This is a genomic window from Leptolyngbya sp. FACHB-261 (assembly GCF_014696065.1).
Classification (GTDB): domain Bacteria; phylum Cyanobacteriota; class Cyanobacteriia; order FACHB-261; family FACHB-261; genus FACHB-261.
This window is the reverse complement of the sequence record NZ_JACJPL010000026.1, coordinates 342,835-365,705: the sequence shown is the minus strand read 5'-3', so window position 1 is coordinate 365,705 and position 22,871 is coordinate 342,835. Positions and strand designations below refer to the sequence as shown.

General features: G+C 47.0%; 23 protein-coding genes and 1 pseudogene. 7 read left to right on the top strand and 17 right to left on the bottom strand.

All coding sequences use genetic code 11. The features are described from left to right. The first annotated feature begins 43 nt into the window (after positions 1-43). Positions 44-523, top strand: coding sequence for a hypothetical protein (locus H6F94_RS17715; protein WP_190803561.1), 480 nt, complete (start codon positions 44-46; stop codon positions 521-523). A gap of 61 nt (positions 524-584) precedes the next feature. Here H6F94_RS17715 and H6F94_RS17710 read toward each other — a convergent pair whose 3' ends face one another. The 5 genes from H6F94_RS17710 to H6F94_RS17690 form a co-directional block, all read right to left on the bottom strand. Next, complete coding sequence (locus H6F94_RS17710; protein WP_190803560.1) at positions 585-1,130, bottom strand: DUF1349 domain-containing protein; 546 nt, start codon at positions 1,128-1,130, stop codon at positions 585-587. Positions 1,131-1,194: 64 nt separating this feature from the next. Then, complete coding sequence (locus H6F94_RS17705) at positions 1,195-2,106, bottom strand: DUF5996 family protein (protein ID WP_190803559.1); 912 nt, start codon at positions 2,104-2,106, stop codon at positions 1,195-1,197. Between the two features lie 295 nt (positions 2,107-2,401). Next, on the bottom strand, positions 2,402-3,370 hold the full coding sequence (locus tag H6F94_RS17700) for a leucine-rich repeat domain-containing protein (protein ID WP_190803558.1): 969 nt from the start codon (positions 3,368-3,370) through the stop codon (positions 2,402-2,404). Between the two features lie 377 nt (positions 3,371-3,747). After that, positions 3,748-4,215, bottom strand: coding sequence for a hypothetical protein (locus H6F94_RS17695; protein WP_190803557.1), 468 nt, complete (start codon positions 4,213-4,215; stop codon positions 3,748-3,750). A 510-nt stretch (positions 4,216-4,725) separates the two neighbouring features. After that, positions 4,726-5,100 carry a winged helix-turn-helix transcriptional regulator gene (locus tag H6F94_RS17690; protein ID WP_190803556.1) on the bottom strand — a complete coding sequence of 125 codons (375 nt, stop codon included), beginning with the start codon at positions 5,098-5,100 and terminating at the stop codon, positions 4,726-4,728. A gap of 164 nt (positions 5,101-5,264) precedes the next feature. Between H6F94_RS17690 and H6F94_RS17685 the strand changes: the two genes are divergently transcribed. Next, positions 5,265-5,831 (top strand): cysteine hydrolase family protein, encoded by a 567-nt coding sequence (locus tag H6F94_RS17685; RefSeq protein ID WP_190803555.1) that lies wholly within the window; start codon positions 5,265-5,267, stop codon positions 5,829-5,831. Between the two features lie 148 nt (positions 5,832-5,979). Here H6F94_RS17685 and H6F94_RS17680 read toward each other — a convergent pair whose 3' ends face one another. From H6F94_RS17680 to H6F94_RS17670, 3 genes are all read right to left on the bottom strand, one after another. Next, positions 5,980-6,537, bottom strand: coding sequence for a shikimate kinase (locus H6F94_RS17680; RefSeq protein ID WP_190803554.1), 558 nt, complete (start codon positions 6,535-6,537; stop codon positions 5,980-5,982). A gap of 147 nt (positions 6,538-6,684) precedes the next feature. Then, on the bottom strand, positions 6,685-7,392 hold the full coding sequence (locus H6F94_RS17675) for a class I SAM-dependent methyltransferase (protein ID WP_190803553.1): 708 nt from the start codon (positions 7,390-7,392) through the stop codon (positions 6,685-6,687). Between the two features lie 167 nt (positions 7,393-7,559). Continuing rightward, positions 7,560-8,276: a LuxR C-terminal-related transcriptional regulator gene (locus H6F94_RS17670; protein WP_190803552.1), complete on the bottom strand. Its 717-nt coding sequence runs from the start codon at positions 8,274-8,276 to the stop codon at positions 7,560-7,562. A gap of 92 nt (positions 8,277-8,368) precedes the next feature. Here H6F94_RS17670 and H6F94_RS17665 point away from each other — a divergent pair, with 92 nt between their 5' ends. After that, the gene (locus H6F94_RS17665) at positions 8,369-9,064 is read left to right on the top strand and encodes a DJ-1/PfpI family protein (protein ID WP_190803551.1); all 696 of its coding nucleotides are present in this window, start codon (positions 8,369-8,371) and stop codon (positions 9,062-9,064) included. A 214-nt stretch (positions 9,065-9,278) separates the two neighbouring features. Here H6F94_RS17665 and H6F94_RS17660 read toward each other — a convergent pair whose 3' ends face one another. The 7 genes and pseudogenes from H6F94_RS17660 to H6F94_RS17630 form a co-directional block, all read right to left on the bottom strand. Then, positions 9,279-9,611 (bottom strand): DUF5615 family PIN-like protein, encoded by a 333-nt coding sequence (locus H6F94_RS17660; protein WP_190803550.1) that lies wholly within the window; start codon positions 9,609-9,611, stop codon positions 9,279-9,281. After that, positions 9,608-9,838, bottom strand: a complete 231-nt coding sequence (locus H6F94_RS17655) for a DUF433 domain-containing protein (protein WP_190803549.1) — start codon at positions 9,836-9,838, stop codon at positions 9,608-9,610. The genes H6F94_RS17660 and H6F94_RS17655 overlap by 4 nt, the downstream gene beginning before the upstream one ends. A 93-nt stretch (positions 9,839-9,931) precedes the next feature. Further along, positions 9,932-10,186: pseudogene (locus H6F94_RS33600) on the bottom strand (DUF3303 family protein). A 110-nt stretch (positions 10,187-10,296) separates the two neighbouring features. Beyond that, positions 10,297-10,722 (bottom strand): ester cyclase, encoded by a 426-nt coding sequence (locus tag H6F94_RS17645; protein WP_190803548.1) that lies wholly within the window; start codon positions 10,720-10,722, stop codon positions 10,297-10,299. A gap of 103 nt (positions 10,723-10,825) precedes the next feature. Next, positions 10,826-11,713, bottom strand: coding sequence for a helix-turn-helix domain-containing protein (locus tag H6F94_RS17640; protein ID WP_190803547.1), 888 nt, complete (start codon positions 11,711-11,713; stop codon positions 10,826-10,828). A 434-nt stretch (positions 11,714-12,147) separates the two neighbouring features. Further along, positions 12,148-12,450: a GAF domain-containing protein gene (locus H6F94_RS17635; RefSeq protein ID WP_190803546.1), complete on the bottom strand. Its 303-nt coding sequence runs from the start codon at positions 12,448-12,450 to the stop codon at positions 12,148-12,150. 68 nt (positions 12,451-12,518) lie between these two features. After that, positions 12,519-13,922 (bottom strand): serine/threonine protein kinase, encoded by a 1,404-nt coding sequence (locus tag H6F94_RS17630; protein WP_190803545.1) that lies wholly within the window; start codon positions 13,920-13,922, stop codon positions 12,519-12,521. Positions 13,923-14,455: 533 nt separating this feature from the next. Here H6F94_RS17630 and H6F94_RS17625 point away from each other — a divergent pair. The 4 genes from H6F94_RS17625 to H6F94_RS17610 all read left to right on the top strand — a co-directional run bounded on the left by H6F94_RS17625 (position 14,456) and on the right by H6F94_RS17610 (position 20,402). Then, positions 14,456-14,812 carry a hypothetical protein gene (locus H6F94_RS17625; protein ID WP_190803544.1) on the top strand — a complete coding sequence of 119 codons (357 nt, stop codon included), beginning with the start codon at positions 14,456-14,458 and terminating at the stop codon, positions 14,810-14,812. A gap of 390 nt (positions 14,813-15,202) precedes the next feature. Then, positions 15,203-15,526, top strand: coding sequence for a hypothetical protein (locus H6F94_RS17620; RefSeq protein ID WP_190803543.1), 324 nt, complete (start codon positions 15,203-15,205; stop codon positions 15,524-15,526). A 635-nt stretch (positions 15,527-16,161) separates the two neighbouring features. Further along, a complete protein-coding gene (locus tag H6F94_RS17615) occupies positions 16,162-19,776 on the top strand; it encodes a GAF domain-containing protein (RefSeq protein WP_190803542.1) in 3,615 nt (1,204 codons plus the stop codon). Beyond that, on the top strand, positions 19,773-20,402 hold the full coding sequence (locus H6F94_RS17610) for a response regulator (protein WP_190803541.1): 630 nt from the start codon (positions 19,773-19,775) through the stop codon (positions 20,400-20,402). Before H6F94_RS17615 ends, H6F94_RS17610 begins: the two co-directional genes overlap by 4 nt. A 65-nt stretch (positions 20,403-20,467) precedes the next feature. On the opposite strand, the gene H6F94_RS17605 is transcribed toward H6F94_RS17610, so the two are convergent. Both H6F94_RS17605 and H6F94_RS17600 read right to left on the bottom strand, forming a co-directional pair. Continuing rightward, positions 20,468-21,706 (bottom strand): DUF3574 domain-containing protein, encoded by a 1,239-nt coding sequence (locus H6F94_RS17605; protein WP_190803540.1) that lies wholly within the window; start codon positions 21,704-21,706, stop codon positions 20,468-20,470. Positions 21,707-22,193: 487 nt separating this feature from the next. After that, a complete protein-coding gene (locus H6F94_RS17600) occupies positions 22,194-22,739 on the bottom strand; it encodes a pentapeptide repeat-containing protein (RefSeq protein ID WP_190803539.1) in 546 nt (181 codons plus the stop codon). Positions 22,740-22,871 lie beyond the last annotated feature (132 nt).

Below are 22,871 nucleotides of genomic sequence, written 5' to 3'. Positions count from 1 at the left end.
TGCTGAAGTCTTACCTCCATCCAAAGCTGCTTGCAGAACAGCTTTGGATGAGGAGCAAAGCAGTCTTTCACTGGGTTACGATGCTTTTGACCAAACACCCAATCAGGGATGGCGCCGCTTATCTAAGATGGAATGTTATTGTCAGGCGGCTGGGTTGATTGTAAGTTACCTGAACACCAACACCAACCTGCGTGGCAACGAGCGTGAAATTTTGGCATTTCATGCAGGCCAAATGTTTGCCTATGACAACAACTACGAATCAGCTATTTCCTTCTTTGAACAGTCCTTCTCCAGCCCAGAAGGGGTGCCGCCAGAATTTAAACCTTACTCAGATGCTTGGGATGCTTATGTCAATGCAACAATTGCGTTTCTAAAGCAGAACCGAGCAGCGCTTATAGCCTATCGTGCCGAAGTTGCAAAGGGTCCTAGCCTCGACAATGGACAGGTAATGAACCTAGGCGTGGTTGATCGCCTAATTGAAAATTTTGGTAGACCGTACCGACAAGCGTATGGCGGGCGCTGACCTCAAATCGTAGGGCAGCAGCGTTTACCACTAGATTTTTTTACATACTCCAGTGCAATGGTTAGACCGCAGGTTGCTTGGTCAACTGATAATTATCAAAAATGGCTTCATAGCCATCTCCCTCTGGTGAGGCACACATAATCCCAACTTGAACTTCCTGTTCGGTCGGGAAATAAGCCAATCGGAACAGAGCGTATTTTGAGTTTGCATCTACATATGAAATGTGGATGGCTTCTTTTCGGCGCTCAACTCGTAGACGGAGAGAGGGAGGTGGTGTCAGAAGTGGAGTTACAGACCAGTCTGAGTAGTCATGAGTGACAACAGCGCTCAGATGCTGTATCCCCTCAACATACTCTATGCCTGTTTTAATCCAGTGATTCTGATCAGAACGGATCATAATCCCTGCTTGATCGTACAGATCTTTGTATCTACCCAGTATCTCTACTTCCACCACAAAATCTGTGTCTACCTGCTCGAAGTAGAAATGCCCGTTATCACGAATGAAACCATAGTGGGTGACACGCCAAAAGTCAGTCTTTGGCGAGGTATTGACAATAATTTGATTGCTGGAACTTGACCAATGAGCAGGTTCATTCAGCCATTGCATAAGCTTTTAAACGGCTCCAATAAAGAGGTTGGTCAGGTGGCTGTGTCAGATGGCTGGCCTATGGCTACTCCGCCCGTTCCAGTTCTGAACGATCCCACTTACCAGAGTCAGCAGCAGCTTCATAGGTGGTTTGTAGGAACTCAAGCAATGCCTCATCTGGGGAAGCTGATTGCCGAACCTCATCGTAAGGAAGGATAAATTCTCCTAGCTCCGAATTGTAGCTTGCTGCACTCGGACCCACCCGCGACGTACTGAATCCTTCTGGTGCAGGATACGCATAGGAATAAAACACTGGCAGGGGCATCTGCTCACTTCCCGGCCAAAATCCGCAGCTACTCACTTCGTGAGAGTAGGCTTCGCGTGCGACCCAATCTGGAAGATGAGGGACGCCGCCAGGGTGTTCGGGTGCTCGTCTCCCAGAAAAGCGGGTGACAGCTAGATCGAAGCTTCCCCAAAAGAAATGCACTGGGCTGCATTTGCCAGTGAAACGAGCCCGGAACTGATTAAACACTCGGTCAGCCTGCACTAGGGCGCGCCACAACCGATTGGCATAATCAGCGTCATAGGCTTTGTGCTCGAAGTCTTTCTCAAATGGGATAGGGTTTGCAACTTCATTGGGCGTTGTGTGAATCTTCACCTTGAGATTTAGTTCGGCCAATTTAGCAAACAACTCTTCGTAGAAGTCTGCAACCGAGCGTGGCTCAAGCGCCATTGTTCTAAGCTCACCATCACTAGTCTGGATGAAAAGCTTGTGGTCGATGAAATCGAAGTAAATTTGAAAAGTTCGAGTGCCATCCGGAATGGGCGATGTGGTAAGACCGCGGGAGGTAACGTATAGGGTCGTGTGCCAGGAGTGGTTGATCCAGGGCATCTGGACAAGCCTGATTTTACCGACGATCTGCGTCCACATATGGAGCGTCGCGTAGGTTTCTTTCCAGTCTTGAAAATGCAAGCTTGGCCAGCGGTCGCTGACCATAGGGCTGTCGGAAGAACTTAGGTGAATCATATTGGCTCTATTGATTGAGATCAAGTTGAGTATCAAGCTGCCCAACGATTGAGCTAACTGGAGGAAGAGACCAAGATGGCGAATTCCCCAGACAAGTCTATAAAAGTGTACCGCGGTCGCGGAACTAACGTTCGTAAGAGAAGGATCACAAATTATGTGTGAATTCACGCCATTCGAGGCCTTGGTGTCAGGTAGCTAAGTAATGGCCCCTTCGTTGTCTCCTCAAATAGCGTAAAATCAACTACACTCGTCGTAATTTTGATGTTTAGACACCAGCTGGTGGACAGTCTCTTCCAAAGAAGATTTTTGTTCTACTTGCTGAGGGTTGCAAAGAGCCGATGTTAGTAATTGGATTTCGACAAAGATGCAGTTCATCTAAATTAATTAGAGACCGTAGGGAGCTAACATCAGTAATCTGATTGTCACCAAGCGTTAGATACGTGAGACGAGTCAGAGATTGTAGTGGCCTCACATCAGTAATTTTATTGACCCCAAGGCTGAGTCCTTCAAGATTTGTCAGTGATTGTAGAGCAGTTAGGTCACTAATTTGATTGTCGGGAAGGTATAATATCCTAAGACGAGTGAGGGAGTTTAGCGAACTAATATCCACAATTTTACTCTCGCCTATTATTAAATGAGATAGCTGAGTTAGTGAACTCAGAGGACGAACATCGCTTACTTCACTGCTGATAATTTCAAGAAAAACAAGGTTCGTTAGTGACTGCAAAGGAGTGAGGTTGCTGATCGGGGTATACCAAAGCCTAAGTGATTTTAAATTAACCAAGGTCTGCAATGGTCTAAGATCAAGAACTGGATTGTGTGAGAGGTCAAGAGTGGTGAGGTTAGTCAGCACCTGTAACGGCTCAAGATTTGAGATTGGTCCGGCTGCATTAGGAATATTGTTGCCAGAGAGATCTAAATCTGTACGACTTGAGAGGATTTCGTTGGCTTTATTGCAGTCAGATGTAGCTACTTCCTGTAATACCCTCATAACCGTTTTCTTAGCTGAATCAGCAAGACGTTCTTGATGCAAACACCAGTCTGCAAAGCTGTCGAATTTACTCGTATCCACCTGCTGTCCCATAGCCACAGGGCAACTGCATAACTCTAACAATACGAGAGTTGCTGAGAGGCCCAAGCTAGATTTACCAAATGTGAGTTTAGTAGCTAAGCCTAAGCATTGAGAAAATCGAATGCAGGCAAGAAGATTCTGAGCCAAAGCAATCTGTAGCATTTCATCACCTCTTGTACGTGAGACTTTTTTCGCGAAGACTAGGCTAAAACTTATTGGACGGAAACTTTCCGTCCATCATCCCAAATCCGATGAATAGATAGGCATTTTCTGCACATCTCTCTGGTTGAACAGACAGGCAGAACCTTTCCACAGAGTATGCGAGTTTAAGTAGACAGGTAGAATTCTTCAGTATATTTTCACACAAGTAGGCTGCCGCTCGAAAGTTGAGGAGGGCAACCGCAGCCTTGCACACTTACACTAACTAACGACTAGGCTCACCCACTGGAAGCCCGAAGTGAAGTGAGAAACGAGTGAAACGCAGGGCCGTAGGCAGTCAGATGCAGCGTCTTGTCGTGCCTTTGTTAATTAGCTGTAGCTCAGATGTAATCGAAGAACCTAAGCCACCATGTTGTATCTTTAAAATCGGTGTGAGAACCAGTGTATGACTCTTGCAAGGCATCGGCATCTACGTAAACATAACCATGATCTTGAAGGGTGGCAACCACTTCGTCTATCAAATTTCTATTTACTTTCTCCTTTGTCGAGTTTGACCAAACAGTAAATAGTTTGCCAAATGCTGAAAATCGAATTGCCAGCACCGTGAGAATGACATTACCGATGCCTGCCATATACTCAAGTTCTGACTGGCGAATAGATAACTCTGTAAAGAAAGACGCGTCTTGAACGTTTTCGTCCAAGACAAATAGGCGGCCAACAATTCTTTCCAGTTCTGGTTTGATGCGTTCTACGGCCTCTATCTCTTTCACATAATCAAAACCTTTGGGTGCTTCGGATTCTTGTGGGTCATCCGCTGCATTGAGCAGGTTAAGTGTCGCCTTATCCATAGTTCCACAGTTTCGCACGCCGAAACGCTGCACGCAAAGGCACAACGTTCCGCTTCACTCACCAAGGATAACTTTTCCCTCTCAATAAATAACTTCTTAGCGGTCGGGTGCCAGCGGATTGCTCGAACACACCACAGCAGCAAATGATGTCACTATCCGTCCTGAGATTCAGCACCAGAAAGAAACCCCGTCCCTTTGAGTAGTAGCTGTAGTTTTGCGTACTGATTATCGTCAAGCAAAGAACGCAGTCGTGCATTATTCAGCTGAGCAATTTGTGAGTTGAGCTTAAAGTATCTCTTCCTTCTAAGTTCTATAGGGTTTTTATCCATCTTCTTCTGTTCAACCGCTCATGAGAAACCACGCGAATATAAGTAGAATATAGAAAGGCGTTAGTTTGACACGGCACCGATTGAGGTGTTCTAACAGCAAAGTTGAGCGACAGCCAACAACTTTAAACTAAGCATTAAGATCTCCAAGCTGTCCGCTCTACCGCAACGCTAGCCTAGTGGTTTAGTCGGTTGGGTTGATTGAAGAGTTACTGACTTCCTCCCACCAAACCGCTTTCTGCTCAATCACACACAAGTACTGCTCGCTCCACCCCAGCATGACCTGTAAAACAGGTTTTAAGCTTAGGCCCAGGTCAGTTAGGGAACATTCTACTTTTATAGGAACCTCGGCATACACTTTTCTCTGAACGATTCCAGACTGTTCCAGTTCTCGTAACTGCATGGTTAGCATCCGCTCAGTCACTCCAGTCAGATGCTGTCTAAGTTCTCCATAGCGTTTGGTGCCTTGAAACAAGAGAGTGAGAATTGGCATCTTCCACTTTCCCCCAATGACATCGACAAGGGCTTCTACCGGACACATGTATTGCTTGTGTGGCATTGAGTCTGGTTCCAACGATACTTTTTGATAGTTCCCAACTATATTGTACGTACTTGAAATACTGGCTTGCTTCGCTCATACTCATGCTATCGAAGCAGCCAGATAGAGCAGTCAGCAAGCTTTGCTGGAAGTGCGAACACAAAAAGGTAACAAGGGACGAATTTATGAACGGATCTGACCTAAAACAGGGCTTAGTTGTCGTTGACATTCAAAATGATTATTTCCCCAGGGGAAATTTAGAACTAGTTGGCGTAGAACAGGCTGCAGAAAACGCCCAGAAGCTTTTACAGAAGTTTCGAGATAAACAATCTCCGATCTTTCATATCCAACACATCTCGAAGCAGCCGGGAGCAACATTTTTCTTGCCGGACACAGAAGGAGCTAGAATCCACGAAAGTGTAGCTCCTCAACAAGAGGAAACCGTTATTGTGAAACATTTTCCTAACAGTTTTAGAGAAACCGATTTACTGGAGTACCTCAAAGACTCTAAGGTTGAAGAAGTGGTGATTTGTGGTGCAATGAGTCATATGTGCATTGATGCTACAAGCCGCGCTGCATTCGATTTTGGGTTGCAGTGCACAGTCATTGAAGATGCTTGTGCAACACGAGACCTGGAACATCAGGGTAAAATAGTTGAAGCTGCTGAAGTTCATGCGGCTTTTATGGCGGCACTAGCAGCGGTTTATGCAAAAGTCATCTCTATCAATGAGTTTGAGCCTGTTCGACTGTAATAATTCTTGCTCGTTTAGGTTGGCACTCAGTGATTATTCATTTATTTCGTCACAGCTATAAAGCGGCATGGAAGTATTGATGCATTTTCTCTCACTAAATGCTGTACTGAGTAACCGGAAAGCTCTAGTGAGAGGCTTATTGAACCATTCATACACTATTTCCCATTAGATTTAGAATTTCATCGCAACTTTCCTCAGGTCTCTTGTTCTTGGTATATACCGTGAACTTTGCAAGCTCATAATTTGAGGAATGTCTTACCAAGTGTTCATTGACATTTGGCTTGCCATCAAATACATACTCATTGCGTTCATTGAGAATCCGTATCGACTCATCCAAATCTGGAGATGGAAGTAAGAGAATAACGTTGGGATATGGAGCCAAGGCTCGTTGAACTCTTTGAAATAGGTCAACGTCTTCGTACACAGAATGTCCAGCCCCAAAATCGATGACACATTGATTGTGTTCCTGCAACAACCTTTCAACTGCATAGGCTTCAAAGGGCTGCCAATACTGATTGATCTCCCAGAATCCCTCAGTTTTCCGTATATGCTCTGCTAAATCTTCGTCGTATCCAATCTCTTTGTAGTAGCTCCACCTCAGCTTATCCATCGAGCATTGCGGAAGCCCCAACCTATGGGATAGAAGTCCTCCGATAGTAGATTTGCCAGCACCAATCGGACCAATAAGAATAATTTCTGAAGTCATGCGGATACTTCTAAACAACCCCTAACTTACAACTGAAGCGCATAGCAGCCAGCTTCATCTGCCGCTAGCGATTTTTCGAACTCAACCATCTTTATACAGTGGGTTCACAAGCGGATTGTTAGGCTTATGATTTAAGCGCACTGGCTTCTAATCAGGCGATGTGCGTCTTGAAAACCAAGCACGAATAAACAGAGTTTGGAAGAACAACACCGGCGTGTCGAAGCCCCCCGCTGCGATGATTGATTCAATCTCAGGTGCTGACAAAGCAGCAACATCACGACCGTAAGCGGCGCGCATCTTCTCAATGTCTTCTTCAGTCCAGCCAGAACCTTGGAGCATCCGCAGCCAAACTTCAAAAAGGCGTTCATAAACCGAAGGAGACATCCCCAAAACCAGATCGGAATTGATCAAATATCCACTGCGGCGAAGACGAGAAGCGATCTGATGGAAGAAGTGGCTCCGCTCTTCCGGTTGTGTAAAGAAATGAGAGACTAAAAGGCAAGTCGCCGCATCGAATGGGTCGGATGCGGGTAGTGAATCCAAATAGCCTTCGTGGAATGTACAGCGTGATGTAACGCCACTTGCTTCCGCTTTTTGACGACAGACGTCCAGCATTGCGGATGCAGGTTCGACCGCAGTGAATTGCCACTGAGGAAAGGCTTGAGCGAGAGCAATCAATTCCGTTCCGGTTCCGACACCGACGCATAGAATGCGTGCGTCAGCCGGAAGTTCAGCGAGTATCAGGCGGATAAACGAAAAGAGAGCTTCGCGTCCTGCAGCCCAAAGGTCAGTTTTCTGGTCATAAGAGGCAGCGGTTTTCTGGTCGAAAATAATTGCTGGCGTTTGATTTTTCATTATGAAAGCGAATAAGAGAGCAATTCGTATTTTACCCGATTGAATGTTGCGATGATATGGAAGCCGCGCGCAGTAGCCTAATGATCCCAGTCACCCGCAAATAAACTCGAACTTCTAACAAATAACTTCTGCACGAGATTATTAACTAGTACCGTTCAACTATTTTTTCATGGTTGGAGCATATCACGCAATTTTGCCACCATTTCTGTGCGAGCTGAAACTTCTAATTTCTGAAACATACGCTTCAGTGCTTGTTTAACAGAATTCTGAGTAATCCACAATTCTGCACCAACCTCTGCATTAGTCAGCCCTTTGGCAACAAGGTTGGCAATTTGAACTTCTCTAGGCGTGAGACGCTTAAAAAATGGGTTGGGAACCACTAGAGATTGTTTTCGCAATTCAGCAAGACGTGCAGAAAAGTGAGTGCAAACTGCGCCTAAACTAGCCAGGTCTAGTTGACTAAAGGCAGGTAAGTGACCAATACGAGCAAAGTTGACTGTACCAATTAGCTGGCCTTGACCCACAATTGGACCAGTCATAATATGCTCGTGATCGTAGGTAGAACAGCATCTTTGATACAATTCACTCTGTTTCCAAGTTCCCTTAGGCAAAACCAGCTCTTCGTGAGCTGGTGCATGATATTGCACAACATACTGCAAGACTGGATCAACAGATTTGCCAAACTTTTGATACTGCTCAACGAATGTATCTGAAACTCCTTGTGCATCAACGCTAGTCAGGCCATTATCTGAGTTTAGAAGATAAATCCCCCAGCGTTGCACTCCAAAATACTCACTAATGCCATCCATAAATCTGATCCGCAAGGCTTGTTCAGTCGGTGCAGTAGCAATCGTTTGAAACAGAGGATAAAGGGAATTAGCCATAGGTTAAAAGTGTACCCACTTGAGGACTATTGGCGGTAGAAGGCTTCTCCTACAATCGTTCCACAGTCAAAAGTTTCAAGCAACTGTCAACCATGACTCAACTAAAGATTGGCTTTCTCATTTATCCAGGTGTGATTCAGCTTGATGTCATGGGAGCCTATCAAGTTCTGGCGTTTCCACCCAATGTGCAAGCGCATTTGGTCTGGAAGACTCTGACTCCAGTTGTCAGCAACGAAGGACTGACTCTGACTCCAACTGTAACTCTTGCAGACTGTCCACCTTTAGATGTGATTTGTGTTCCGGGTGGTGGCCTGGGGCAAGTCGAGGTCATGAAAGATGCTGAAGTCTTGCACTTCCTGCAACAACAGGCTACCTCTGCTCAGTATGTCACTAGTGTGTGTACAGGTTCGATGATTTTAGCAGCGGCTGGGTTATTACAAGGCTATAAAGCGACTTGTCATTGGGCATTTCGAGATCAACTAGCAATGATGGGGGTTGAAGTCGTTCCGCAACGGGTTGTCATCGATCGCAATCGAGTGACAGGTGCTGGTGTCACATCAGGAATCGATTTTGGCTTAACGTTGCTGGGCCTACTTTGTGGTGAACAGGTGGCAAAGATGACTCAACTGATGATGGAGTACAGACCTGAACCACCTTTCAACGCAGGTGGACCAGAAACAGCGAGCAAAGAAATCGTGGAGCCACTGTTGCAGTTAGGCAGGCCTCTTGTTGATGCCTTCTTGGCTCAAACTAAAGATACAATAGCTCAAATCAAAGTAGACAACTGATTTCTGGTGGTGGCTCAGCCTTAATCTCAAGATTTCGTCACTACCAGTAGAGCAGCAAGCCAACGGTGCCCATCGACCGCCGCAGATAATCTTTGGATCATCACCGATTAACTCTCGGCGGTCGGCGTGCATGAGCGTTGTTATGTAGCGATAAATAACCATTATGTTTTCTCCATTCCAAAAAACCTGGAGGAGATCTAAAATCATCGGCGCATTATGATAGAGCAAGCAGTGATAAGCTCTCATCTTCGTAAAATAGTTTGATCGCGTCAAAATTCTGACGCAGCGAATTCTCAGCCTGTGATGTCGAACAGTTCCCAAGGCGAAGCCAAATAACTTTCGGTGGATTTCCAAATACTAAGCTTAGGTCGTGCATATCTGCATCTTTCGAGACAATCATCAAACTATTGTCCTTTGCATAATCCCAAACGATTGGATCGGTCATTGCCTTCATGCCCACATCTCGGACGTGAAGCGAATTTGGAAAAAGGTCACTCAAACGGTTTGGCAACTTGGGCGATAAGTTTTCGTCAAAGAGTAACTTCATGCGGATAATGGAGCGGTCATAAAGCGACGCTCACGGTCGGCAGCGTAAGCAATACAGGCTTTTAAATCTTCTCGCGTTAAATCAGGAAAATCGTCAAGAATTTCTGCTTCGGTCATCTCGGAAGCTAGGTACTCAAGCACTTCATAGACTGTAATCCGCAGCCCACGGACACAAGGCTTACCACCGCGTTTCTCAGGCTCAATTGTAATGATGTCTCGGTAGTTCATAAGCTGGCATGAGGGAAAAAGGTCTACTTAGCATTGTATCGAGAACTTTTGCTGCCCGTAGACAGATAAAGACTTTTAGAGCTTATCTGCCATCTACTGAGCAGCTTCTACTGAAGTCCTCACTAGGATAATTTCAAAATGACCGAGATCACTCCAAGCTTCGATCCAAACCTCAAACAAAGCTCGGTCATCCGCTCACATGAGTTGGAAGCACCGGAAATAGTTTAAATCTAACCAACTGTCTACGTACTCAAGACCTGGCGGCAATTGACGACCACAGTCGCGGGCACGACGATAAATCTCAATAGCCGCTCCTGCATTGAAATATTTGATGACTCTGTAAAGCATTGCTTTCAACCTCAGCAACCACTTCGTTAATTTAACGCACCGATTGCTCTATCGTCCCACAGATACCCTTTGAGTACAGCTGCCATCAAAAACGCGAGCCGCAAATGCTTCTATTCAGGCATTAAGCCAAGCTGTTTCATGACTTCTAATAAATTACACTCATACCACCATTCCACAATTTTGCTGTTGGCAATCCAAAGCAACGTAAAATCATTAATCTTGACTGATTTCTCTGTAGGGGGAATTCCCAAAAATTCCCCTGTATGAGTTCCTTCTAGTGTTGTGCGATACACTACTTTCTCACCTTCAGCAAGGATATCTTCTATCCTGTGCTTAATATCGGGGAAGCCTCTAAATAAACTTGCGTTGAATGCTTTGTTCGCTTCCAAACCCACAATCGGCTCTGCTTGGCTGTTGAAGTGATGAATGACATCAGCGGACATCAACTCATCCCAGGTTTTCTCCCAACCCAGATTTGTTCCCCATCCCTCTTGGGCAAAGCGAAGGGCAATCGCTTGATTTTGCTCGCTAAGCATAGCCATTAACCTCAATTTAGATGATTTATCATGCTGCACTCAGTATCGAAAATGAAGCGAATGGCTGTATTCAAAGTTCTTGCGCTGTTTTTCTAAGTTCTTGCTACTGGCGCAAAAAGGCTTTAGGAGTTACCCCGGTGACACGCTTAAAATGATAGTTGAGATGTCCTTGGCTGGCGAATCCGACAACTTGAGCAACTTCTGCAATACTCAACTGCCTTGCTAAAAGTAATTGCTTAGCACGTTCAACACGACATTTAATGTGATACTGGTGGGGTGCAATACCTGTAGATTGCTTAAATAGTCGGGCAAAGTGATAGGAACTCAGTTGGGTTAAGGTTGCTAATTCAGCCAAGCTCAAATCCTGATCCAAATGCTCATCAATGTAATTAATGACCTGTCTTAGCTGTTGATGAGACAATCTTCCTGAGTAGTGCTGAATACTGGATTTGTGTGTTGAATATCGATACAGAAGATGGACGGCTAAAGCATTTGCCATCGAATCAGAATAAAGTTTACTACCGATTCCGCCAGTTTCTAAGGTGGTTTTGAGCGCGATTGCAATCTGATAAATTAATGGGTCAAAACACGATGTCAGTTGTGGAATCAATTCAATACTGTCTTTCTCATATAGCTCTGCTCCTAACTGGTTGAGCAGCATCGGCTCCAAATAGAGTTGTAAAAATTCAGCCTCTTGATGCCAATAGAATGTTTGCCAACGATTGGCTGGATAGATGCCAACATCTCCTGGAACTGAATCAATAGTCTGGGATTGCCCATCTATGGTCTGTTGAAGCGTAACGGGAGTACCAGCGTTGATGCAAATTACATGATGGGGAGAGTAGTGTTCAGGAATGCAGTAAGACGGCTGGCGATAGAGAGCCAATTGAATTTTATTCCACCCAGCTCGGCAACTAGAAACAAGGGGTAAGCAGGGCAAGGAGAGATGGTCTTCTTGGGTGAAGTCAATGGTGTGAGAACTCGCAGTCATACAAGCTTATCGCCCATTTGGAAGTAGATAGCTTAACTTTACTGCTAGAAGCTGCAATCGCCCTACCGGCATTCTGAAAAGTACGGCCTCATCGATTACCACAAGATAGCTTAACTTTGAACGCTAACAGACAAACTTCAAGCATCGTCTTCACAGATAACTCAAGCAGCATAACGTTGCCCGTAACCTGCCACAAAAGCCTTCGGACTCAGTCAATAACCTTTAAACGGTCTGGTTCACGGGAGCTGTTAGCCTGCTGTCTCTACATGAACAACATTGTACAGATGGAACTCATTGCGGGCTAAACCATCCCAATACGGCTTATCTGGATTGAAACCTGGTTGTTTGAGAATTGCCTCAAATGCCTCTTTACTCTCCCATTGACCATAATTGAACATTCGGTCTATTTAAACTGCGGTGGAATGTTGCTGAAATTAATCCTGAGTACAAACCGCGCCTAGATTAGCCAGGTCTAGTTGACTAAATGCAGGTAAGTGACCAATATGAACGAAGTTGACTGTACCAATTAGCTGGCCTTGACCCACAATTGGACCAGCCATAATATGCTCATTATCATGCGTAGAACAGCATCTTTGGTGCAATTCACTCTGTTTCCAAGTTCCTTTAGGCAAAACTAACTCTTCATGAGCTGGTGCATGATATTGCACAACATACTGCAAGACTGGATCAACAGATTTACTAAACTTTTGATACTGCTCAACGAATGTATCTGACATCCCCTGGCTCAAACCCTATCTACGCCCCTACGGGTAAATAACGGTCAGGTATGATACCTTTCAGAAGGCTACTTCCAAGGCTTTACCTGAATGCCTGCCCACTCGCTTAACTCATTGCAGAGCCATTCAATTTCCCGACGGTCGCCTTTGACGATCATCATTTGATTAGAAGCTGAGAACTTCAAGTGGAGTAGATAGTGGTTCAGGATTTTGTATGCGCTAACAGAAAGGCCTATTAGTCTTCCTTGAAAAGTCACAGTCTCTTTTAGTCGGTTGAGCGTAACAATAACTGCCCGAGCTTTTTTTTGAAATATCACATTAGCACTAGTATTTTTGGGTGGACGTCTAGTTTGTAGCTCCAGAAAAATCAAAACTAGAATAAACAAGGGAAGAAGGGCAAACCAAAAATAGATGTAAAGCATTGACATTGCCCAGCCAAAGATTGAGGCTATGATCATACAACCCAGTATATTCGAGGGAGTATACACCATAACTGGAGAGAAATAGTGAATTTGCTTTGCGGGTACTTTGAGTTGCAGCGTGGTTTGCGTGGCCTCCAGGGAAATCGCAGAGGAGGCAGGACGTGTGGTTGTCCCTAAGTGGATTTTTTGGACGGTTGAGGCCATTTTGGGCTCTGGGCGAGGCTGGAGCAAGTGTAGCCTTGCGTCTTGTGCTGAGGCCGGTCTTTGGGTGAGGCTGGGGTTTGTGAGCCATTCGAGCCAACGACTGAAAGACCCACTGAGGGTGGTCAAGTGCTTAAATTCGACGTGTAAATCGTTCTGAGGCAGGTCGGCTGGATGTTGACCGGTCGCTAAATAAATCAAGGTCATACCGACCCCATACAAATCGGAGGCAGGTAACGAGCGTCCACCAAATTGTTCGGGTGGCATATAACCATAGGTGCCAACCACGGTGACCGTACCACCATGAGCAGCTGTTTGGACCGAGCCAAAATCAATCAGATAAACTTCACCAGGACTATTGCCACTGCGGTTCTTGAGCAACACATTGCTTGGTTTAAGGTCGCGATGAATCACAGACGGTTGCAGGCCATGCAGGTACGCCAAAATGTCGAGTAAGGCTTTGGCAATGCCCATTAATTCGGCTTCGCTAAACCGGCAGCCGTCCTGTAGCCATTGTTGGAGCGAACGGGCCTCAATGTAACTTTGTACCAGCGCAAAACCCTTACCAAACTCGATTTTTACCTCGAAAAAATCAAGGTATTGGGGTATCGCTGGATGGTCCAGCGCTTTGAGGGTTTCGGCCTCGCGCTCAAATAATTTCAACTCCTCCCAGGTAAAATCGGGGCTAAACAGTAAGAGTTTAATGACCACCGGCAACTGGTTTTGTAAATCGAGCGCCAAAAACGTTTGCCGTCCGAGTTTGCGACCCAGCAGCGCTTGAATTTGATAGCGCTCGTGCAAGATTTGATTGACGAACTGACTGCCAGCACTGCCATCGAACTCAGCCATGGGTAAACCTCTTTGAGCGGAACACTACGGCTGCTGTTGGATCTTCGCATCAAAAACACCGCGTTTGATGGAGGTTGAGCCGACAGACGGGCAAAAGAAAGGTGCCAGTACAGCTTTGACTGGCTCTTCTTTTGACCATTAATCACCTGATAAATGAATCTCGTTTCAGCTTTCAAAACTGAGCTGAGACACTCATCCCAGCATAGCCGTCGTTTTTCTGACTGGCTAGGAAGAGATTGAGTTAAGTGAAATGAGACTGAAGCTAGGTTTTGGTGCTTACTTTGCTCGGTTCGCTGCAACACACAGATCTTTTTTCGGTTACCCCCTTGACTCTGGAATCCAGTCCCTGTTACTTTCCATGACAGGCAACTGGACCCCTAGGCGTCCCCCAGGGTCTTACTCAAACTCTGGGGAACTAACCGCCAGGTTGCATCTGACAACCTGGCGGCTAGGGGGCAGTTTAACACTTGCCTTCCTTGGCCCTGAAGAGGGTCACAGGATCCCATTGCCCTCAAAATTTTGGAGTCCTTTCCATGCACCTCACCCAGGTGTTGCAGCCGCAGCTTTGCATTTCCCTACTTCAGGTCGCCCGTTTCTTGGGCATTCCCAAATCGCGCATCTGCCGCATCGAACACTGGACCCACGTCTTGTTTGTCCATCGTGCCGACCAGGGTGGCCAGTTCATCAGCTACCGCAAATTCGCTGCTTGGAGCGAAGCTTGCGCCCGCACCATCCTCAGTTGCACCGATTTACGCTTGCTTGAATGGCTGGGACACGTGATTAAAAGCGAAGTTCAGCGCTTTGCTTATCCCCAAGACGTCCTAGTCTACTGGCGGCATCTCTGGCATCGGCGCTATCGAGAGCTTCAACCGCAGCAATCAACCGCCTGAACACAGAACCAAAATTCCGCTCCTGGTTGGGAAAAACTCATCCGCTCTTGCCAAATTTCGTTGTTCGCGCTGGAAGAGTCAATCGTCTTGATTGAAATTTGCCTCCTGGTAGCGAAATTTCGCTATTCGCAACCGAAACTTCCCTACTCAAGACCAAAATTTCGCTAATTCCAAGCAAACTTCGCTAATTTTAAGCAAAATTTGCTACTCAGATTAGAAAAATGAATCGTTCGGAGCAAAGTTTGTCTAATCGGGACCGAAAGTTCGTTAATCGAGACCGAAAGTTCGCTAATTTTAAGCAAATTTTGCTAATTCTAAGCAAAGTTTCATTCTTCTGATTTGGAAATCTTATAGCTCCTGCCTCAGCCCAGTCCTTAACCTGCAAACTTCATGTCCTCCCAAACTCGTCTTGCTCTGTGGGACTACATCGTCCGTCGCCTCCAACTCCCCGCTCAGCTCAAACTGATTTTGCTCGTGATTGCCAACTATATCGAAGCCAACGGTGCTCAATCGCGAGTCACACTTGGCCTGCTCAGCCGCGACAGCAGCCTAGAACCCGAAGCGCTGCGGTCTTTACTCCTGAGTCTTGAAGCCCAGAATCTAGTGAGCAAAGTTCTAGTCTATCCAGAAGGCCGTGGCTCCATCATTCCGCTCTACAGCCTTTCTCCTAGCCTGCTTCGCACCATTCAGAGCCCTAAAGGACAGACAGAATAATCACAGACTGTTGGCCTAGCCTTTTCTAGTTCGCCTGCAACAAACTCTCGCTAGTCACTCCTGAAAACTACAAGACTGAGCCAGCAATCTCAATCCTGCAAACAAATGAGCCTCCGCCGGAATCTTGCTTGTGAGCATTTAGAGGACGCTGATTCCACCCACTGCACCGATTATCATCGCAACCAACCAATACCGCCTACGAATGTCTAAACAAGCATTTTGCACCTACAGATCTTAGTTAACCTGATGCAGACCCTTGAATGTGGTCGCATTGTCGAACAGGAACTAAAAGAATGGCCCTAGAATAGGTCAGAAAAATAGGGCAGAGGTTAATATCCCTACTCGTCACTACTAATTTCTAGTTTTCAATGGAGTGTGAGTAGTTTGGACATCGGCATCTCCATACGCTGCTATTTAGTCTTTTAGATTTATGCCGATTTGTCTCTATACCGAGGCTTGCTTTCGTCTTGACCTAGAGATAAAGGCAAGACCTCAACTAAAATTTGGGACGCGGCTGAAGTTGCGATAGGTTTTGCTGAACAAATGCCTGCCAGTGATCGTTTAACCATCGTTTTCAGTTAAATGGGTTGAGAAGATTGCGATAATAGCAACCGGTCCTGCTCTCCTTCGGCACTATGGCACCTCCCATCGATTTGGCTCAGCAGGTCTCTGCTCTCCAGCAAGAGAATGAACACCTGCGAGCGCAATTGATCCAGTTGCAGCAGGAACAAGCGCAACTGCACAGGCAGCTAGCGACAGCAACACAGGAGGCAGCAGATGCAAAAATTGCCGTTTGCGAAACTGCTCGTAGAGAAGCAAGCGCTCGCCAACAAGAAAAAGTTGCTCAAGAACGCGCCGCCGAACTAGCCATATCTAGCAAAGCATTGCAGCAGACGATCGATACCCTCGGCTCCCTAAATAACTTTGAAGACTTTATTCCTGCGGTGCTCACGATCGTAGCGCGAACCTTTAAGACAACGAGTTGCGGTTACTACGAGCACAACCAGGACGAAGTAGTCTATTTGCGCTACTGGTTTAGCAAAGGCAGAGTATTAAATCCACTAGAGCTACAACTGCTCGACCCACAGCAGTATCAGGTACTGCGTCGGCTTGCCAACGGCTTCACTGTACCGTTGGAGCATCTGAAGGGCACAACCGTCCGCAACCGTACCCGTCCAGTGATCATTGATCACCGTTGTGCTGACACTGTGCCGGATTTTCATACCTTTGCGGTTTCACAGGGCTGGCCTCTAGAAATGAACCAACCCCTTGTAGTAGATGGAAAAGCTGACGGTGCGCTGGTAATCTATCGTGAGGCGAGCCAGCCATTTTCAGAATCAGAGCTCAGACTGTCTGAGGCACTTGCCAAACAGCTTGCCTTAGCCATGCAAGCAAGCCGATTATCTACCCAAGCTCGCAACCGGGCGGTGGAAGCGGCCATCGCTCGTGAGCAAGAAAAAGCCGCTCACGAGCGGGCAGCAGAATTGGCAAAAGCCAATGAGACCCTGCGACGAAGTGTTGAACGGATGGCATCTGATACGCGGCTGGAAACACTAGTCAGTGCTTTTCTCATTGAGGCGACCGAAACGGTTGGTGCCGACGCTGCTGCGGTCATGCTGCGGATACCGGGTAGTCTGAAATTTGCTCCTGCTGCCGTTGTCGAGGACGGTCATTTACTCTCGCCAGAAGAACTGGCCAGTGATCCCTACTTGTCTCGTTACGTTGAATTTTCCTCAAGCGATGTTGATGGCATCTTTTCTACGCTTGCCCGTGGCGAGACACCCAGCATCCGAGTTGAGAATCTGCACGAGGTCTTTCCAGAAGCTTATGCCTATCATCAACGACACAGACATTGCATTATCTGGCATGCTCCATTGCGTCTGCGAGGCGAGGTTATCGGCTTCGCAGGGATCGCCTTGCGTGAAGATCGCCTCCCTAGTAACGCCGTGGGCGAGACTGTGGCTGCCCTCGCCCAGCAATTAACCCTCGCACTTGAGTTAACCCGTTTGGCTGACGAATCTAAACAAGCAGCAATCGCCTGTGAGCAAGAGCAAGCTGCTCAAAAACGTGCCGCAGAACTTGAACGAATTAACACTGAATTGCAACAAAGCAAGCAGCGACTTCAAGACCTGCTCAATACAATGAGCGACTGGGCTTGGGAAGTCGATGCTAATGGCATTTACACCTTTGTTGATGAAAAGGTGTCCAAAATTTTAGGCTACAGCCCTAACGAAATGTTGGGTAAAACCCCGTTTGACTTCATGCCCCGTGACGAAGCAGCGCAGGTATTGACGACATTTTCTAACATTGCAGCTAAACGCCAATCCTTTAGCAGATTGAAAAATCACAATCTGGCCAAAGATGGCAACGAAGTGATTTTTGAGACTAGCGGCACTCCTATGTTTGACCTGGAAGGCAACTTTTCAGGCTATCGAGGAGCTGATTGTGATGTTACAGAGCTACGGCGAGTGCAGGATGCCTTGCTGCAAGCTGAACAAGAACGGGCAGCGGAACTGGCAAAAGCGAATGAAGCTCTCTCTCGCACCTCATCGCGGCTTGCTGAGCAACCCGACCTAGCTGCCTTTCTGGGTCACATTATGCTAGAAGCCGTTGCCCAATTAGAAGCTGACGGTGGACATCTCACAATCTACGACCAACAGCGGCAGATAATTTCTACAGCCGTGCTGGTTGAGCAGGGAAAGGTGGTTGCAAGTCCAGATTTTCCGCCTGATATGCCAATTTCCGAGGTTGGTTTTATCCAGTTGATTCGTGAAACTCGTAAGCTCAGATACTTTGATTTAGAGTCACACTTTGAACAAGATGCTCACCTACTTTGGCAGGAGGTCGGAGAACACCACAAACGACACAATCACTTAGTTGGGGTTGCTATTCCACTTTTTATCGGAGATGAGTTTTTAGGACATTTTGGGCTTGCCTTCACCGACAAAAAAATACTGAATGAGCAAGGCACTGAATTATTGCAGGCACTAGCCAATCAAGCGGCTCTAGCAATTCAACTCACTCGACTGGCCGAAGAAGCCAAACAAACTGCGATCGCTCGCGAACAAGAAAAAGCGGCCCAAGAACGCGCAACTGAATTGGCAAAAGCGAATGAAGCGCTGGCCCGTGCCTCAGAACGTTTGGCAGACCAGCCTGATCTCTCCGCCTTTTTGAGCCACATCACGCTCGAAGCGATTGCTCAACTCGGTGCTGATGCCGGGATGCTGACAGTATTGGATGAGCAGCGCCAAGTTCTACGGGCGGTTGCCCATGTTGAGCAAGACCATATTCCTGTTTCAACCCTGGCAATGGAGATGCCAGTCGATGCCGCTGGATTTGTCAAGGTTCTTCAGGAAACCCGCAAACCTCGCTACTTCAATCTGGAGCAGGAAGCACACCTATTTTGGCAAGGCTCAATTGAGTATCATCACCAACACGATCATCAAGCGGTCATCGGCGTTCCTTTATATGCAGGAGGCAGTTTCTTAGGTCATTTAGGACTGGCATTTACTCACACTGAACCGATTAAAGAACAAGGAAGCGAGTTGTTGTATGCGTTAGCTCAACAAGCCGCTCTCGCAATTCAACTGACTCACCTGGCAGAAGAAGCCAAACAAGCGGCAATTGTCGAAGAACGTAACCGTATTGCCCGCGATATTCATGACACCCTTGCCCAATCGTTTACTGCGATTTCAATTCAACTTGATCTAGCCAAAGTGCTTGACCCCAATACCTCAACCGCAGCCTGTCAAGCAATTAGCTATGCTAGCCAATTGGCCAAAACAGGTTTAGCTGAAGCGCGGCGATCGGTTTGGGCATTGCAACCCGATGCTGCCCAATATCAAGACTTGGTGGCAGTGCTGCGGCGATCGCTGGCTCAATTCACCAAAGGTACTGCTCTGCAAGCCGAAATGGACATTCAGGGCATCCCTTACTCCGTATCACCAGAGGTAGGAATGAACCTGCTTCGCATTACCCAAGAGGCCGTCAACAACACGCTGCGTCATGCTGAGGCGGGTATGATCTTAGTAGAACTGCACTATCAACCTCACCAACTGATGCTGCGGATTCAGGATGATGGCAAAGGCTTTGCTCCCTCTCAACAAAGCGATTCTGGTGGCTTTGGTTTGCTGAGTATGCAGCAGCGAGCAAAACGGCTCAACGCTCAATGCTCCATTTGCAGTCATCCCGGAGACGGCACGGAAATCTTTGTGCAAGTCCCAATCGCTCTTACTGGGGGCAACGCATGACCTCATCCCAACCCATCCGTGTGTTAGTTGCGGATGATCATCCGATTGTCCGCGCCGGCTTGTTTGCATTACTCAACCATCAGACCGGTTTGGAATCGGTTGCGGAGGCTGGCACCGGACAAGAAGCAGTTGATTGCTTCCGCACGCATCAGCCAGATGTAACCCTCATGGATCTGCGAATGCCGGAGATGGATGGGGTAACCGCGATCACCACGATTCGGGAAGAATTTCCAGAGGCCCGAATCATTGTCTTGACTACCTACGATGGCGACGAAGATATCTATCGAGGACTCCATGCTGGAGCCAGAGGCTACCTGCTCAAAGGTGTTCCCTGTCGCGAACTAGTTGAGGCGATCCACGCCGTACATGCTGGAAAAAAGTGGATACCTTCAGTTGTGGGCGTAAAGCTGATGGAGCGAATGGATACGCCCAGCCTGACCGAACGCGAACGGGAAGTGCTTGGCTTGATGGCGAAAGGGCAATCCAATCAAGACATTAGCCGCTCCTTGCAAGTGACAGAAGGAACCGTGAAGTTCCACATCAATCGAATTTTGAGCAAGTTAGGGGTGAGCGATCGGACTCAAGCGGTAATCTCCGCATTCCGACGTGGTATGGCAAGTCCTTAAGCAGTAATCTCGCTTTTGGTATAACCTTTTCGCCACAGGCGAGCCCGACCCACTTTTTAATCGCTTCAGGAAGTCTTCAATTTCCTCTTACGTACCAGTACGCCTATAGCACCAGACGCTAGCAATCCCCAGATAGCCGCAGGCTCGGGGACAGCTTCGGCTGGCGATCCAGCATCGAAGGCAACCTCTACATCCTCATCAACAGACAGTAATACACTCTCCTGATTGAATTGTTGAATATACGCTCCAATAATTTCATCAATGGCAGTTTCATTAGCCACCGTGTCTTCTAGAAGGAGCCTGACCACCTTGGAGGATTCTTCAATGATATTGCCAGTGCTATCTCTGAACTGTCCGTCCGCATCAAAGATAGTTAATCCAGCTGGAAAACGGGGAGTGATGCTGCTGTCCACAAAAGCTTGAAACTGCGCCTCAGAAACCACACCATCACCCGGTATATTCCGTCCAAAAAACAAGTCTGTCTGTATAAACTCTGGAGTAGGGTCATTGTCAATTAAATTTTCACCGGCGCCAAATCCAACGGCTATTTCTTCATTGATCGCTAATAAAACGCTTTCCTGGTTGAACTGCTGGATGTACGCTTCAACGATCTGATCAATACTAGTCTCGTTTTCTACAGTGTCTTCTAGGAAAAGACTGACCACCTTGGAGGATTCTTCAATGATATTGCCAGTGCTATCTCTAAACTGTCCATCCGCATCGAAGATGGTTAATCCGGCTGGGAAACGGGGAGTGATGATGCTATCCACAAAAGCTTGAAACTGCGCCTCAGAAACCACGCCATCACCCGGTATATTCTGTCCAAAGAACAAATCTGTCCTAATAAATTCTGGTATAGGATCATTTTCAATCAGATTTTCACCCGCACCAAAACCAACTTTAAATTCGTCTTCGTTAGTTACTTGGAGGACGCTTTCCTGGTTGAACTGCTGAAGATACGCTGCGACAATTTCGCTGATCTCAGCCTCGCTATAAGGCGTATCCTCAACAAAAAGAGTGACCACTTTTGATGGCTCCTGAATGATGGTGCCTGTGTTGTCAAGGAACTGTCCATCAGCATCAAAAATGGTCAGTCCCGCGGGGAAGCGAGGCGTGATAACGCTGTCTACGAAGGTTTGGAATTCATCTTCAGAGACCTGTCCGCCTCCGGAGATGTTACGTCCGAAGAACAAGTCCTTCTGAATTAAGGAAAAAGCTTCAGCGGTGGAAGCATCTACCGCAATCGCAGCAGATAGCACTGTGCCGATTACTAAAGTTCTTGCAGCTTTGATGGGATTCCACATGGTTTTGCTCCTTGAGAGATCTAAATACAGCAGATGAAACGAAGTCGCATCAAGGAACACATCACTCCCTCAACCCTTGCTAAAGGGATGGGGGACACACCATTAAGAGAAAAGAAAAGGAACTACAAACTAATGGCCAACATTTTGTAAGAGCCTGCCATGGTTATCCTCACTCAAACCAGTTCACAGATAATGACTGGAATGGAGTGGCTTATTACTCAACACCTTAGCCGCTAGACCTTAGCCGCTAGAACTGTATCACGTCTAATATATTGCGATCAGCAACTACACAAAATTTCACAAAGCCTCAAAGGCGATGCGAAATTTTGTGCTAACGAGTTATTAATTAAATTAATACTCTGGAGTCGAGAGTAAAGCTGTTTCTCTATTTAGTAAGATCAGCTTTACTCTCAGCTTCTGCAAACACTTATCCTCTTAATCAGAAAGCTAGCTCACCGTTAATTCGGCAACATCTGTGCGCCTCTACTTAACTTATCAGGGTGCTGTCTTCTCCCTCTAAAACTGTGCCATCCAAATTGGCCTCCTCTAGCTTTGCACCTTTCAAGTTGGCTCCTTCCAAATTGGCCCGTTCCAACTCAGCTTGGCTCAGGTTTGCCTCTTGCAAATCGGCAGTTTCTAAATCAGCCCCACTCAAATCTGCCGCCTCCAAATCTGCATCCGTCAGATCGGCGTGGGTCAGAGCAGCCCTTGCGAGATTAGCCGCCTTCAAATCTGCCTGATCTAAAATCGCACCCTCAAGGTTCGCCCCTTCTAAAACTGCTCCATCCAGAATGGCATCGCTCAAATCAGCCCCACTCAAATCAGCCTGGGTCAAATCTGCATCTTTAAGGGCAGCTCCGCTCAAATTAGCCTCCCTGAGCTTTGCCCGCCGCAAATTTGCCCCGTCTAACATCGCGCCATGCAGGACAGCCCCACTGAGATCGATGCCTTCCATCGTTGCTTGCCTGAGGTCAGCTACGCTAAAGTCTCGCTCGCCCGCCGCGTAGCGTTGTCTAAGTTCTTCCGCATTCATCTGCCTTGCTCCGTTCCGTTCAGCCAGGTGCTTGAGTGATTCGCTAGCTTACTCACCAGCGATACTCCAACCGTAAGGAAACAGAGACAGCCCAACGCCTCTCTAGAGGTACACCTGTGAGGAGACCGCTTG